Annotated in this window: 17 protein-coding genes; 13 read left to right on the plus strand and 4 right to left on the minus strand. The window is 32.7% G+C overall.

All coding sequences use genetic code 11. The annotated features are described in order from the left end of the window. Positions 1–45 precede the first annotated feature (45 nt). Positions 46–708, plus strand: a complete 663-nt coding sequence (locus P3U32_RS03280) for a DUF2750 domain-containing protein (protein ID WP_323704193.1) — start codon at positions 46–48, stop codon at positions 706–708. 206 nt (positions 709–914) lie between these two features. Here P3U32_RS03280 and P3U32_RS03285 read toward each other — a convergent pair whose 3' ends face one another. The 3 genes from P3U32_RS03285 to coaW are packed head-to-tail and all read right to left on the minus strand — an operon-like array spanning position 915 to position 3,145. Next, positions 915–1,685: a TrmB family transcriptional regulator gene (locus P3U32_RS03285; protein WP_323704194.1), complete on the minus strand. Its 771-nt coding sequence runs from the start codon at positions 1,683–1,685 to the stop codon at positions 915–917. A gap of 15 nt (positions 1,686–1,700) precedes the next feature. Beyond that, complete coding sequence (locus P3U32_RS03290; protein ID WP_323704195.1) at positions 1,701–2,324, minus strand: pentapeptide repeat-containing protein; 624 nt, start codon at positions 2,322–2,324, stop codon at positions 1,701–1,703. A 23-nt stretch (positions 2,325–2,347) separates the two neighbouring features. Further along, positions 2,348–3,145: a type II pantothenate kinase gene (gene coaW / locus P3U32_RS03295; RefSeq protein WP_323704197.1), complete on the minus strand. Its 798-nt coding sequence runs from the start codon at positions 3,143–3,145 to the stop codon at positions 2,348–2,350. Positions 3,146–3,297: 152 nt separating this feature from the next. Here coaW and P3U32_RS03300 point away from each other — a divergent pair, with 152 nt between their 5' ends. The 7 genes from P3U32_RS03300 to P3U32_RS03330 all read left to right on the plus strand — a co-directional run bounded on the left by P3U32_RS03300 (position 3,298) and on the right by P3U32_RS03330 (position 9,338). Continuing rightward, positions 3,298–3,903, plus strand: a complete 606-nt coding sequence (locus P3U32_RS03300) for a CDP-alcohol phosphatidyltransferase family protein (protein ID WP_323704199.1) — start codon at positions 3,298–3,300, stop codon at positions 3,901–3,903. Beyond that, positions 3,903–4,841, plus strand: coding sequence for a phosphatidate cytidylyltransferase (locus tag P3U32_RS03305; protein WP_323704200.1), 939 nt, complete (start codon positions 3,903–3,905; stop codon positions 4,839–4,841). Before P3U32_RS03300 ends, P3U32_RS03305 begins: the two co-directional genes overlap by 1 nt. Positions 4,842–4,854: 13 nt before the next feature. Next, positions 4,855–5,484, plus strand: a complete 630-nt coding sequence (locus tag P3U32_RS03310) for a lysophospholipid acyltransferase family protein (protein WP_323704202.1) — start codon at positions 4,855–4,857, stop codon at positions 5,482–5,484. Beyond that, a complete protein-coding gene (locus P3U32_RS03315) occupies positions 5,478–6,014 on the plus strand; it encodes a hypothetical protein (protein ID WP_323704204.1) in 537 nt (178 codons plus the stop codon). The genes P3U32_RS03310 and P3U32_RS03315 overlap by 7 nt, the downstream gene beginning before the upstream one ends. A 96-nt stretch (positions 6,015–6,110) precedes the next feature. After that, entirely contained in the window at positions 6,111–6,968 is an 858-nt protein-coding gene (locus P3U32_RS03320; RefSeq protein ID WP_323704205.1) for a GNAT family N-acetyltransferase, read from the plus strand. Between the two features lie 104 nt (positions 6,969–7,072). Then, positions 7,073–7,591, plus strand: coding sequence for a DNA-directed RNA polymerase subunit delta (rpoE, locus tag P3U32_RS03325; RefSeq protein WP_323704207.1), 519 nt, complete (start codon positions 7,073–7,075; stop codon positions 7,589–7,591). A gap of 145 nt (positions 7,592–7,736) precedes the next feature. Continuing rightward, positions 7,737–9,338 carry a CTP synthase gene (locus tag P3U32_RS03330; RefSeq protein WP_323704209.1) on the plus strand — a complete coding sequence of 534 codons (1,602 nt, stop codon included), beginning with the start codon at positions 7,737–7,739 and terminating at the stop codon, positions 9,336–9,338. A gap of 69 nt (positions 9,339–9,407) precedes the next feature. Here P3U32_RS03330 and P3U32_RS03335 read toward each other — a convergent pair whose 3' ends face one another. Next, positions 9,408–9,935: a DUF2529 family protein gene (locus P3U32_RS03335; RefSeq protein WP_323704210.1), complete on the minus strand. Its 528-nt coding sequence runs from the start codon at positions 9,933–9,935 to the stop codon at positions 9,408–9,410. Between the two features lie 60 nt (positions 9,936–9,995). Here P3U32_RS03335 and P3U32_RS03340 point away from each other — a divergent pair, with 60 nt between their 5' ends. The 5 genes from P3U32_RS03340 to P3U32_RS03360 all read left to right on the plus strand — a co-directional run bounded on the left by P3U32_RS03340 (position 9,996) and on the right by P3U32_RS03360 (position 14,807). Further along, positions 9,996–10,349, plus strand: coding sequence for a response regulator (locus P3U32_RS03340; RefSeq protein WP_323704211.1), 354 nt, complete (start codon positions 9,996–9,998; stop codon positions 10,347–10,349). Between the two features lie 85 nt (positions 10,350–10,434). Then, entirely contained in the window at positions 10,435–11,292 is an 858-nt protein-coding gene (fdaB, locus tag P3U32_RS03345; RefSeq protein ID WP_323704212.1) for a class IIb fructose-bisphosphate aldolase FdaB, read from the plus strand. A 226-nt stretch (positions 11,293–11,518) separates the two neighbouring features. Beyond that, the gene (locus tag P3U32_RS03350) at positions 11,519–12,781 is read left to right on the plus strand and encodes a UDP-N-acetylglucosamine 1-carboxyvinyltransferase (protein ID WP_323704213.1); all 1,263 of its coding nucleotides are present in this window, start codon (positions 11,519–11,521) and stop codon (positions 12,779–12,781) included. A 68-nt stretch (positions 12,782–12,849) separates the two neighbouring features. Beyond that, complete coding sequence (locus tag P3U32_RS03355; RefSeq protein ID WP_323704215.1) at positions 12,850–13,179, plus strand: winged helix-turn-helix transcriptional regulator; 330 nt, start codon at positions 12,850–12,852, stop codon at positions 13,177–13,179. 200 nt (positions 13,180–13,379) lie between these two features. Then, complete coding sequence (locus P3U32_RS03360) at positions 13,380–14,807, plus strand: aldehyde dehydrogenase family protein (protein ID WP_323704216.1); 1,428 nt, start codon at positions 13,380–13,382, stop codon at positions 14,805–14,807. Positions 14,808–15,411 lie beyond the last annotated feature (604 nt).

A 15,411-nucleotide genomic window follows, 5' to 3' on the forward strand; every position in this document is an offset into this window, starting at 1 on the left:
ATATATTTTATAAGGATTAAATATAAAAATAAGGGTGGTATGACAATGGCTATACAAGATATGTCCATGTTCAAACAAATTCTAGCCAGGGAAAAATTTTACGTCATATTAATCGATCGTAAAATCTTAAGAGATCAAGAAAACGACATCCGTTTAATTTGGTCAAAAGAAGCACATGCACAATCATATTTAGAAGAATCAAACATCACTCAGTTTGATAAAATCATGGAACTTGATTTAGATCGATTTGTTACATATGAAATGGACGAAATCCTAGATGAAGGAGACCAATTCATCGTGGATCGATTTGAAAGTAATAAGGGGATAGAAGTAGAAGCAATACCATTTATTGAAGAAATTATGAGTGAACTAGACGATATACGAATTGAAGAATTTGCTGAAGACATCTGTAAAGAAAAATATGTTTACGGATTAACAGTCAAAGGACAAAAACAATTCATCATTATTTCTGAAGAAGATGAAAGCTTGCCAGATATGATGACCGTTTGGAGTACGAGAAAGTTAGCAGAAAAGATAAGACGAGAAGACTTTGATGAATACGAAATTATAGAAATAGAAACAGACGTATTTGAAGAATGGTTAGTAGACTTGAAACAAGAAGATATTGCACTTGGTGTTAACTTGAAATCAGGTATGATTGGTACAGTTACTGATCCGAAAGCAGTATTAAATGCAATGCCGTGTTAAATAATAAGCTAGATAAAAAGACTTTTGCAAAAGATGCAGAAGTCTTTTTTTAGTGGGTGAAATTTATTTAGCTCTTCCACATTAATGAGTATTAAAAAGAAGAATTTTTATTATGTTGACGATGGTAAAATTGTTTGATAAATTATTAGTAACTACCAAAGTAGTTACTACATCCCAACGTAGTTTTTAATGAATCGAAATAACCCTTAAGAGAAAAAGGATTTTCTCTTAAGGGTTATTTCTTGTTCTATTTCACTATTATTTTGATTTAAGTACTTATTAACGAGGACATCATGCCAAATGTAGTCTTTCATCATTTTTATTTGTGTGAGGTCTCTACTTATATACGCACGCATATTATCTTCTGCTGTTTGCCCGTATATCATATATGTGTGATCTATAATGATAATAAATGGTTTTAGTGCTTCTGAGTTTTTAACATAATTGGTTGGTCTGTGATTGAGTATATCATATCCTGGTTGTTCGACTTTAAATGTGATGCCTTGTAGTTGGATGTGATTTTCAATTTCTTCTTGAATAATATTGTACAGATCTGGCCAAATGGAAACGGTAATTTTATTTTCAGCTGTATGGATAATATTTTTTATGTGTTCAAATATCGCTGATGCGTGAGTAAGTACTTCGATTTGTATTGCATCGTGTTGCGTATCTGTATTTAATTTGGCTATTTCTTGTTCTAATGTTGATAGTGCTTCTTGTTGTTGTTTCTCGAATAGTTTGATTGTTTGTTCTGGATCCAAGGCAAAGTAGTATTTCTTATTATCTTGAAAGTTGATATATACAATGCCTTGTTCTTCTATTTTGTTTAATGCTTCATATATTTTCGACCTAGGTACACCTGAAATCTCACTGAGTTTATAAGCGGTTATACCTGGATTTTGGACTAAAGCTACATAAGCTTTTGCACCGTATTCACTTAATCCAAAATGTTTTAAAATACTTATCATTTTCTCCATTTTTATCACCTGTTTTTAAGTTACCTTTACGCCGAAAAGGGGCAGTATGTCGATTGCCTGATATTCTGAAACGGTTGCCCCTTTTAAATCATTAGGTTGAATCATGAGCGATTCGATTTCATTGGTTGATAAATCAATTTGATCGAAGGATGTTTCAATAACTTCTAAAGATTGAAGTTCACAATGTGTGATTGCTACATTTTTTTGAGTAGTAAAAGAAATGTACATCTCTGTCATTTGATTTTCTTTAAATAATACGTGATCCAATTTACAGTTTACAAACTGACTCATTTTCATTTGGCAATTTGTAAACTGTACATGTTTTAACGTTAGGTCTGTAAATGTTGCGCCTATCATGCGACATTCTTTAAAGTGTACTCTGTTTAATGAAGCATCACTAAAGATACAGTTAGATAAGTCACAACCTTTAAATACAATATCTAAGCCATGGATTTTTGTGAAGTCTACTGAATCGAATTGACATTGATTAAAATAAATTGTATCAATTTGACTCGTATCTTCATCAAAATTAATGATTGTTTTATTGAACGATAGGTTATACGACGTTTGGTAAAGTGTATAAGTTTGATCTTCAATAAAATCGAACGATTGATTATGTTTCGGTTCTATTATTTTCATTTGAAAGCTCCTTTTGAATTGAATTATCGATAAATAGAACCTAAAGCACCTGAGAATTCTCCATTTTCTATGAAAAATGGTTTAAGTCCTCTTAATACTGTGTAATCGATCACGATTTTTCGCAGTAAATCATTATTGATAAAGGATGAACCAATATATACGACATTTTCAGTTTCAAATTGTTTAGCAGCATGGATAGAAACCGTAGTCACTGTTTCACCAACAATACCTAATACAGCAGCTAAACGATCCTCGTTTGAGAAAGTCTCATCCATGTGTTGTAATACATGACCAAAATTGGAAGCAGTCAGTTCACCTGATATTGGTGTTTTGTCGCCTTTATAAATATGTTTTACTTTTAAATCAATTTTATCCCTGTCACCTTGAGACGCAGTTTGAACGAGTTGGTCATAATCACTGATTTGTGTAAGTAAATAACCTAAACCTTGTATCATACCGCCGCCAGCTCCCGTACCACCAGCGCGTTCTTGTTGCTCTTTCGTAGCATAATGAATGGATGTACCCGTTCCTACATTCGAGAAAATATAATTATCTAAATGTATGTCATGCTCTTCTAAAAATAATTGAATACCTGCATATGTTGCATCGAATTCAATACTCCGTTTAACTTCATGACTGATTAATGAATCTAAATATTGTGCTTTCCCGCCAGTCATAAATATTTCCACATCGTTTAATTGATTTAACCAAGTAGCAACATGATCAATTTCAGTTGATAACCATTTTTTATACGTTCTTTCATTTTCATTTTCGATTACAACTTTAATCAGTGTACCACCTGCATCAATGCCTATTTTCACACTAACACCTCTTTGAATGAATTAATAAATTAGTGCCATTATACTATAAAAATTAGATTTTGATAAAATAACAATTTTTCCAAAAAGTATAATGGAAATTAAATATTTGCGTGATAAAATATAAAAGAAAGAAAAATAAGGAGTGTTTTAAATTGATTAGCATATATGAAATAAAACCAAAATTTCAAAATTTACTGATGCCTGCTGTAAAGTGGATGCGTAATATGGGCATGACACCTAATCAGGTTACAGTGCTAGCACTTATTTTATCAGTTGTAACGGGGGGTTTAATAAGTGTTTTCCATGATAATCAATGGATTTATATTTTAATGCCAATCGTCATGTTTGTAAGAATGGCGTTAAATGCTATTGATGGTGTCATGGCAACTAAATACAATATGAAATCCAAACTAGGATTATTATTAAACGAACTAGGTGATGTGATTAGTGATGTATGTTTATTTATGCCATTCTTATTTATCGCTGAAGATTATGGTGTAGGTATTGTTATCTTTATTGCATTGTCTATCATAAGTGAAATGGCTGGTGTCACTGTACAAGTAGTAGGAAGTTCAAGAAGATATGACGGACCAATGGGGAAAAGTGACAGAGCCTTCATTATCGGTTTGATGAGCTTTTTAATATTTGTTCATTTAAATGTCGCACCTTATTTACACTTTGTATTTTACATATGTTCAATATTAATCATTATTAATATTTATAACAGAATTAAAAAAGGATTGAAGGAGGCGGTATAATGAATTTAGGAAAGATTTCTAATGAGATGATGATTGTCATGGTCGGTGTATTTATTGTACTTGTATTATCAAGTTTAATTAGTGTTTATTTAACGAAACGCTATCCTGAGAAAGATTTCTCTGAAATTAGGTTACGTATTAAATCTTGGTGGAGTATGTGTATTATCTTCTCCATCGCATTAGTAATACATTCAACCGTATCTTTAATATTCCTAGGCTTACTTTGTTTTCTAGCATTGAAAGAATATTTTTCATTGATACCGACAAATCGAAGTCATAGAGCAGTTTTATTCTGGGCATATTTATCTATTCCAATTCAATTCACATTTATTTATTTTGGATTTTATGGCATGTTTATTATTTTCATACCAGTATATATGTTCTTGTTTATACCGATACAAGCAATATTTGTCGGTGAAACAAAAGGATTCTTACAATCAATGGGATCTGTACAATGGGGATTAATGTTAATGGTCTTTAGTTTAAGTCACTTAGCATATTTAATCGTCCTACCAGATGAAAAAAGTTCAGTTCCTGGAGCAAGTCTTGTATTATTTTTAGTGATATTAACGCAAGCAAATGATGTATTCCAATTTTTATTTGGTAAAGCGTTTGGAAAACATAAAATTGTTCCAAAAGTAAGTCCAAATAAAACGTGGGAAGGTTTTGTAGGTGGCGTGATAGCAACTACAATATTATCACTATGTCTCGCACCATTATTAACGCCGTTTTCATTTATAGGCATGATCATTGCCGGTATATATATTAGCGTTATGGGATTTGTTGGAGATGTGAATATTTCAGCACTGAAAAGAGACTTAAATATTAAAGACACTTCTCAAGCAATTCCAGGTCATGGTGGTATATTAGATAGAGTAGATTCTTTAACTTACACAGCACCACTGTTCTTCCATTTTGTCAGGTTCTTTTACTTTTAAGGGGTGAACCAACATGTTGAGACTGATTATATTTACGGTAATTATCAAACCAATTATTTTAATTGTGCTTGGATTAAATATACGTCGAAGAGAGTGGCTACCTAAGAAGGGGCCCGTTGTGATTATAGCGAATCATAACTCGCATTTAGACACACTTGTGTTACTTTCATTGTTTAAGGGCCAAGGGTTTAAGAAGGTTAGACCTGTTGCGGCAGGAGATTACTTTTTCAAGAATAAGTTCTTAAAATGGTTCTCTTTAAATATTATGCATATTATCCCAATCGAACGAAAAATGACACGAGATATTAAAGGGCTTTTTGAACCGATTGTGGAAGCTTTAGATGACGGGAGTATTATCATACTTTATCCAGAAGGTAGTAGAGGTGAACCGGAAAAGTTATCTAAGTATAAATCGGGTATATATTATTTAATGAGAGAAAGACCTGATATTCCGATACAGCCATTATTTTTACATGGCTTAGGTAAAGCATTACCTAAAGGGTCTAAATTATTTGTGCCATTTTTTATAGATATATTTGTGGGACGTCCATTTTTATTTGATGATGATAGAAAATCATTTATGGATGAACTTAATCATCGTATGAGTGAATTGAGAAAAGAAGGTGACTTCAAAGAATGGTAATTATCTTTGTATGGGCATTGTTAGAAGCGGTCATCTTCTTCTTTATTCCTGATGTCGCACTCACATTTTATGCAGTAAGAAATAAAGGCAAAGTAAAATTATTAATGGCGAATGTGGTTGCTATTATTGGAGCAGTAATCGGTGGAATCATTGTTTACATTATTTCTACACATCACTTGGCATTTGTAGAATCCGTGATGCTTAAGATACCAGCTGTTCATGAATATATGATTGAACATGTGAGAACATCTTTAGAAGAAAAAAGTGTGTTTGGATTGATAGAAGCACCACTATTTGGGGTACCTTATAAACTATATGCGATGTTAAGTTATCACGAAGGTATTTCTTTCTTAACGTTTATCATTGTAAGTTTCTTTGCGAGGTTATTGAGGTTTATGTTAACGAGTTATATTGCATATTTTTTAAGTCATGTCGTGTTCAAACATTTAAAAGCATCTTTGAAAATATACATATGGTTCATCGTTTGGGTGATCGTATATTTGATTTACTTTTCAATTCATACTATTTAATATACAGAAAATCAAATCATGTTTACTAGGTTCTTAATTGCGCATTGAATGTGAAGTTCGGTATGATATATTTAAACACACAGGGGGATAAAATTCATGAATTCAAAACAATATGGTGAAATTTTTATAAAACCATTTGAAGAAAGTATGAGAGAAGCGCTATATGATTTTCAGTTAAATGAACGTCAGCAAATTTATTCATCACTACCTAAAGAAGTGTTAGACGGAGCAATAAATGATCCAGACAGAAGGCCGAATGTTGTTGTTAATATAGATGATGAAATTGTAGGATTCTTTGTATTACATAAATATTATCAACATGAAGGTTATGATACGCCTGATAATGTCGTATATATACGATCATTGTCAATTAACGAGAAATATCAAGGTAATGGTTATGGCACATCAATTATGATGAATTTACCTGAATATGTACAATTTGTGTTTCCTGATTTTGATCATTTATTTTTAGTTGTAGATGCTGAAAATGAGGCTGCATGGAATTTGTATGAAAGAGCTGGGTTTATGCATACAGCAACAAAAGAAGAAGGACCTTTAGGTAAAGAACGCTTATATTATTTAGATTTAGATTCTAAGTATGTTTCATCATTAAAATTAGAATTAGTAGAAGATGAACTCAATAATGAGTTCGAAAATATACATTTAATGAAAGATAATCACAAAGTAGGCATCCTTGTGTTAGAACATAAAGGGGATAACTTTGACATTAGAAGCATCGAAGTAGATGAGAATGATCGAAAAGAAGGTATAGCCGAAAGTGCTTTAAGACAATTAAGTACATTTATTAGAAAACATTTTAATAATAAAAAAGAACTTCATATTTCATTGTTCGGTTCCAATAATAAATTGAAGCCGTTATGTGATAAAGCAGGTTTTGTTGAAATTCAAAAATCCGAAGACTATATTAAACTTTTGAAATATATTCAGTATTAACAAACATTTGCTAAAAATCAGCTTGTCAATTATAATCGTAAACTGTTATGATTATAAATATTAATGCGCGACAATAGTACGATTGTTGAAAGGAAGAGTAAAGCATGAAACTTAAAGATTTCAGTAAACAAATGGTAGATGAGCATTCATTTATCGAAATGGCTTATATTTTATTAACTGAGAACGGCAAAGAAACAAATTTATATGATATGATTGACGAATTTAAAAGATTAGGTAACTATAAAGATTCAGAGATTGAAAATCGCATATTACAATTTTATACAGACTTAAATACGGACGGACGTTTCTTAAGTGTTGGAGAAAACATTTGGGGACTTCGTGACTGGTATTCAGTTGATGACATCGAAGAAAAAATTGCGCCAACAATTCAAAAATTCAACGTACTTGACGAAGAAGATGAAGCTGATTCTGAAATTTCTTTACTGGGTGAAGAAGATAAAACTAAAGAATTAGACATTACGATTGACCAAGACGATTCAGAAGGACTTAATGACCCAGAAGATCCAGAAGACGAAACAGTTGAAGATGAGCTTGATGAAGCGGGTATCGTCGTTGATGAAGAAGACGATGAGGACGAAGAAGAAGAGGAAGAAGAATTTTAATTGACTTTTCTTTGAAAGATGGTAATATTTTATTTGGGCTCCTTTAAATAGGACAAACGTATAAATACAACGCTCCCTCCTTACATTATTAGTAATGTGAGTGGGAGCGTTTTTTATTTTTAAAAAATCAAATGGAGGTACAAATATGACAAAGTTCATTTTCGTAACAGGTGGCGTCGTTTCGTCTCTTGGTAAAGGTATCACTGCAGCATCACTAGGGAGACTGCTTAAAAATAGAGGTCTAAATGTAACAATTCAAAAATTTGATCCATACCTAAATGTTGACCCAGGTACAATGAGTCCATATCAACATGGGGAAGTATTCGTAACAGAAGATGGTGCCGAAACAGATTTAGATTTAGGGCATTATGAGCGTTTCATTGATATTAATTTAAATAAATATTCAAATGTAACAGCTGGGAAAGTATATTCTCATGTTTTGAAAAAAGAAAGACGTGGAGACTTCTTAGGCGGTACAGTTCAAGTTATCCCTCACATCACGAATGAAATTAAATCAAGATTGTTAATGGCTGGAGAAAGTACAAATGCCGATGTTGTAATTACTGAAATTGGTGGAACAACAGGGGATATTGAATCTTTACCATTTATAGAAGCAATCAGACAAATTAAGAGTGACTTAGGCCGAGAAAATGTAATGTACATCCATTGTACTTTGTTACCATATATTAAAGCTGCTGGTGAAATGAAAACTAAACCAACACAACATAGTGTTAAAGAATTAAGAGGATTAGGTATTCAACCTGATTTAATCGTTGTTCGTACTGAATATGAAATGACAGAAGATTTAAGAGATAAAATCGCTTTATTCTGTGATATAAATAAACGTGCCGTGATTGAATGTCGTGATGCAGATACTTTATATCAAATTCCATTAGCATTAAAAGAACAACACATGGACGATTTAGTAATTGAAAGATTAGCACTTGAAGCAGCGCCAGAAGCTGAATTAACAGAGTGGAATCAATTATTAGATACAGTACGTAATTTAGATGATAAAGTTAAAATCGGTTTAGTAGGTAAATATGTAAGCTTACAAGATGCTTATTTATCAGTTGCAGAAGCACTTAAACATGCTGGTTATGACTTTAAATCTGATGTAGAAATTAAATGGATTAATTCCGAAAACTTAACACAATCTAATTATCAAAAAGAACTTGCTGATGTAGATGGTATTTTAGTACCAGGTGGTTTTGGTGATAGAGGTGTTGAAGGTAAAATTTTAGCAATTAAATATGCACGTGAAAACGATGTACCTTATTTAGGTATTTGTTTAGGTATGCAGTTAGCAACAGTTGAATTTGCTAGAAATGTAGTTGGATTAAAAGATGCACATTCTGCTGAATTAGATCCAAATACACCATATCCAATTATCGATTTATTACCAGAACAAAAAGACATCGAAGACTTAGGTGGTACATTAAGATTAGGTGTTTATCCATGTAAGATAGAAGAAGGTACAGTTGCTCATAAAATGTATGGTGAATTAGAAGTTGATGAAAGACACCGTCATCGTTATGAATTTAACAATGAATACCGTGAAAGACTAGAAGAAGAAGGAATGAAATTCTCAGGAACAAGCCCAGACGGTCGATTAGTAGAAATCGTTGAATTAGAAAATCACCCATGGTTTGTAGCATGTCAATTCCATCCAGAATTCCTTTCTAGACCAACACGTCCTCAAAAATTATTTAGAGGATTTGTAGAAGCAAGTATTAAAAATAAATAATAGTAGTTTAAACCCCGACAAACTGTTTGTGCAATTTGTCGGGGTTATTTTAATAAGTAACACCATCTTTTATAATTCATCATTTAAATCTTGTGTTATCTCATACATTTCTGCAAACATGATATAATAAATGTAATTTAATGCCATTAAATGAGGGGTAATAATTTTACTATAATCTGTAGTTGGTACGATTGGTCTAGGTGTTGATAAATCAACGAAATGCATAAGTGATTCGTGTGTTTTATTTTCTTTATCTTTATTTGAGATGACTACGAAATCTACATCTGATGCATTTAAAGCATCTATCCATTGATTAAGTTCTTGTGTGAAATGACTTGCTACAAGTAATACACGATCTGTTGTATCTATTTGTTGTATTTCATCTGTTGTTTCAAGGGGGTGGGCATGTGGTAAGCTTTCTTGTCCAAATAACATAAATTCAGATAAATGATTCATTTCATCAAATGTCTTAATAAATATATGACCTTCGCCATTTGCTGCTTGCATAAGTAATTGAGATGCTATTTCGATTTCTTCTATTTGAGCATCTATTTTACTAAAAATGCCATTAAGTTGTGTATTAAAAATTTTAAGCAATGTGAGTTCTCCTTATATATGTAATTAAATTTATTTTATAGAAAAAGTGAGGTATCTTCAATGGATGTATTAATTATAGATGATGAGAAAAATATACGACAGCTATTAAACGAAATTTTAGAACTGAACGATTATAAAGTACATACTGCCGAAAATGGATATAGAGGTATTGAATTATTTAAAGAAAATGACTATAAACTTATTTTTATAGATAAAAGAATGCCAGGTTTATCTGGTGAAGCAGTATTTGAAAAAATTCGTGAATTGGATGAGCAAATACCAGTTTATATTATCTCTGCTTTTCAATCTTCTTCAAATATTGAGATACTAAATAAGGGGAATGTGACAGGTATGCTAATGAAGCCGTTTACAATTGACGAAGTTATGAAAATTGTAAGAAAACATTTAGGATAGGGCTTTCAATAGGTGCATATACAAAGTAAATTTGTTATAATAATAATGTAAATAATACGTGCAAAGCACAATAGGAGGAAACTCAATGCCTTTAGTTTCAATGAAAGAAATGTTAATTAAAGCAAAAGAAAACGGTTATGCAGTTGGTCAATACAACATCAATAACTTAGAATTCACACAAGCAATTCTTCAAGCTTCTCAAGAAGAAAATGCACCAGTTATTCTTGGTGTATCTGAAGGAGCTGGACGTTACATCGGTGGTTTCAAGACTGTCGTTAAAATTGTTGAAGGTTTAATGGAAGATTATAACATCACAATTCCTGTAGCGATTCACCTTGACCACGGTTCAAGTTTCGAAAAATGTAAAGAAGCAATTGATGCTGGATTTACTTCTGTAATGATCGACGCTTCACATCATTCATTTGAAGAAAATATCGAAATCACTTCTAAAGTAGTTGAATACGCACATGCTAATGGAGTTTCTGTTGAAGCTGAATTAGGTACTGTTGGCGGACAAGAAGATGACGTAGTAGCTGAAGGCGTTATCTATGCTGATCCTAAAGAATGTCAAGAACTTGTTGAAAGAACAGGAATTGATACTTTAGCACCTGCATTAGGTTCAGTTCACGGACCTTACAAAGGTGAACCAAACTTAGGATTTAAAGAAATGGAAGAAATCGGTGCTTCTACTGGTTTACCATTAGTATTACACGGTGGTACTGGTATCCCAACACACGATATCAAAAAAGCTATCACTTACGGTACTGCTAAAATCAACGTTAACACTGAAAACCAAATTTCATCTGTAAAAGCGGTTCGTGAAGTGTTAAACAATGATAGCGAAGTTTACGATCCACGTAAATATTTAGGACCTGCTCGTGAAGCAATCAAAGCTACAGTTCAAGGTAAAATCCAAGAATTTGGTACTTCTAACCAAGCTTAATAAAATAATGATATAGAATTATTTTGAAAGACTATCACAAAGTTACAGACTTTGTTGATAGTCTTTTTTTGTGCTGTAATAACCTTGAAAAATATATTGAATTGGTGGCCTTTACTTTTTGAGTTTTTGCGTTTATGTTATTGAATAGTATATAATAAGGGTAATTATATATATTCATGGTGAGAGAGTATGCATCTCTATGTCGATGAAGTAAAGGAGCAATCATATGTCTCAAGAAGTTATAAAGATTAAAGGTGGAAATAAATTAAATGGAAAGGTGCAAATTAGTGGTGCTAAAAATAGTGCTGTTGCATTAATTCCAGCTAGTTTAATGGCTAATGATGTTGTTACATTAGATGGCCTTCCAGACATTTCAGACGTAAAAACTTTAATGAGCCTTTTAGGTGATTTAAATATAAAAACAGAATTAAATGGTGACAAACTTAAAGTGGATTCAAGTGACGCAGTGAACTTACCATTACCTAACCAGAAAGTACAATCATTAAGAGCTTCATATTATATGATGGGTGCAATGTTAGGGAGATTTAAAAAATGTGTTATCGGTCTTCCGGGAGGATGTCCATTAGGTCCTCGTCCAATTGATCAACATATTAAAGGTTTCGAAGCGCTTGGTGCTAAAGTGACTAATGAACAAGGTGCAATGTATTTAATTGCTGAAGAACTTGTCGGTGCAAAAATTTTCATGGATGTAGTAAGCGTTGGTGCTACAATTAATATCATGTTAGCCGCATCATTAGCAAAAGGTAAAACAGTTATTGAAAATGCAGCGAAAGAACCTGAAATTGTCGATGTTGCAACTTTATTAAATAATATGGGTGCAAAAATTAGAGGCGCAGGTACGGATACATTAAAAATTGAAGGTGTAGAAAATTTACACGGTACTACACACACAATTATTCCTGATAGAATTGAAGCAGGTACATATATGTGTGCAGCTGCAGCTATGGGCGAAGAAGTTCATATTGAAAATATAATCCCATTACATTTAGAACCTTTAATAGCTAAGTTGAAAGAAATGGGCACTGAAATAGAATTAGGTGAAGACGAAGTAATTATTAAAGGTAAGGATGAATATCATCCTGTCGATATTCAAACTTCTGTATATCCAGGGTTTGCGACAGATTTACAACAACCATTTACGCCGTTATTATTAAAAGCAAATGGAAAAAGTAAAATTACTGAAACGATTTATCCAGCAAGATTTAAACACGTTGATGAATTAATGAGAATGGGCGCAAAAGTAAACTTAGAAAATGGTACTGCTGTTTACTATCCATCTAAATTGAATGGAGCAAGTGTCGCTGCAAGTGACTTGAGAGCGGGTGCTTCATTAATTATTGCCGGTTTAATTTCTGAAGGTGTGACAACTGTATATAACGTGAAGCATATATATAGAGGTTACAGTGGAATAGTCGAGAAATTAAAAGCATTAGGTGCAGATATTTGGACAGAAACAACAGAATCTTGAGTATAAAATATATACTTTGTATATAAAGTGTAGTATTATTGAATTATAGAAGTTAAGAGGTGAGTAACATGGAAATTTGTCCTTATTTAGAAGAAACATTCAAAGTAATAGGACGTAGTTGGAATGGTTTAATACTTAATTATTTATCACGTTGTGATGAACGCGCTGCTCATTTTTCTGATATGAAAAGAGATTTAAAACGTATTACACCAAGAGCACTTTCATTAAAGCTGACTGAGTTAAGTGATTGGGGCTTAGTAGAGAAGAAGGTAGTTACAACAACACCTCTATCTGTAGAGTACCATCTAACAAATAAAGGCTATGAGCTGGCACAAGCATTAGTACCATTAGAAGAATGGGCACAACGAAACGTTGAACTAGAGCAAAGTCATTCATAAGTCATACTGAGAGGTTGGGACATAATAAAATGTCTCAGCCTCCTTTTATTATCTTTGCCGGGGGCGGGACTACGGAATCTTTTTTTATAAATTAGATTTCTGTGCTGCTCCTTTTTTATTTTTACAAACAGATTATTTTAAATTTAGGTTTGTTTCGTTTTATAATACACGATGTAAGTAATTAAAAGGAGTAGATAAAAATGAGACAAGACATTAAACAATATATAAATGGTGCTTGGGTAGATAGCCATAGTGGCGAAACATTAGAAGTATTAAACCCAGCAACTGAAGAAGTAATGGGAACAATTGCAGCAGGTAACAAGCAAGATGTTGACGATGCAGTTGCAGCAGCTAAAAGTGTGTATGTTGAATTTAGAAATACTTCTGTTGAAGAACGTAAAGCATTATTAGAAAGAATTGCTGATGAATATGAAAATAGAAAAGAAGATCTAGTTAACGTAATGACAGATGAATTGGGTTCACCAATTGAAAAATCTGACTACGTTCATTTCCAAATGGGATTAGATCATTTTAGAGAAGCAAGTAAAGCTATTGATTCAATTCAATTTGAAGAGCGACGCGGTGATGCTTTAGTTGTTAAAGAAGCAATTGGTGTATCTGGTTTAGTAACACCATGGAACTTCCCAACTAACCAAACATCATTAAAATTAGCAGGTGCGATTGCAGCAGGTTCACCAGTAGTATTAAAACCTTCTGAAGAAACACCATTTGCAGCTATTATCTTAGCTGAAATCTTTGAAAAAGCAGGCGTACCAAAAGGTGTATTTAACTTAGTAAATGGTGATGGTCAAAGTGTTGGTGACCCATTAAGTTCTCATCCTGATGTACGTATGATGTCATTTACAGGTTCAGGCCCAACAGGTAGAAAAATTATGGAGAATTCAGCTAAAGACTTTAAAAAAGTGTCATTAGAATTAGGTGGAAAATCTCCAGTAGTAATATTAGATGATGTTAATGTAGAAGATGCAGCTAAAAGTGCAGTAAACAAATTCGTACAAAATTCTGGTCAAGTATGTACAGCAGGTACGCGTACACTTGTTCCTGAAAGCATTAAAGATGAATTTGTAGCAGCAGCTAAAAAAGCAATCGAAAATGTTAAAGTTGGTAACCCAAGAGAAGCTGGTCAAGATGCAGGTCCAGTTGTAAATAAAAAACAATTCGATACAGTACAAAGATATATTCAAAAAGGTATTGATGAAGGCGCAACTTTATTACACGGTGGTGTAGGTAAACCAGAAGGAATCGAAAATGGTTTCTTCGTTAAACCAACATTATTCACTGATGTAACAAATGATATGACAATAGCTCAAGAAGAAATATTCGGTCCAGTAGGTACAATCATCACTTATAAAGATTTAGATGAAGCAATTGAAATTGCTAATGATACAATCTACGGATTAGCAGCTTATGTTTACGGTAAAGATCAAGAGAAAATTCAACAAGTTTCAAGACAACTTGAAGCTGGTACAGTTGAAATTAATGATTCAGGTAGACAACCAGATCTTCCATTCGGTGGTTATAAACAATCAGGTATTGGTAGAGAATGGGGCGACTACGGAATTGAAGAATTCCTAGAAGTTAAATCAATTCCTGGATACTATAAATAAAGATAGATAAAAAACAAACCAAACTTTTCTGTTTGGTTTGTTGCAGAGTGTCGACAAAGTTTTATACTTTGTCGGCATTTTTTTATGCACATGCTTTTCACGCAGGAGTCAGCGCAAAAAAATGCTTGAGATTGTGGCTAACGAGATAGTTCTAGGAAACAATCCCGTTAGCGGTCGAAATGAGCACACAAAAGCCTGAATGAACTATAAAAAGTGAGAAAATAACGCTCTAACGAGATAGTTTTAGAAAACAATCTTATTAGAAAGTCTAACGAGATAGTTCTGGGAAACAATCCCGTTAGCGGTCGAAATGAGCACACAAAAGCCTGAATGAACTATAAAAAGTGAGAAAATAGCGCTCTAACGAGATAGTTTTAGAAAACAATCTTATTAGAAAATCTAACGAGATAGTTTTAGGAAACAATCCCGTTAGCGGTCGAAATGAGCACACAAAAGCCTGAATGAACTATAAAAAGTGAGAAAATAACGCTCTAACGAGATAGTTTTAGAAAACAATCTTATTAGAAAATCTAACAAGATAGTTCTAGGAAACAATCCCGTTAGAGAGAAAAACGATTCTGAAGTGTTAAATTTGAGCAGCATT

Source organism: Mammaliicoccus sp. Dog046, from assembly GCF_034039665.1.
GTDB lineage: Bacteria > Bacillota > Bacilli > Staphylococcales > Staphylococcaceae > Mammaliicoccus.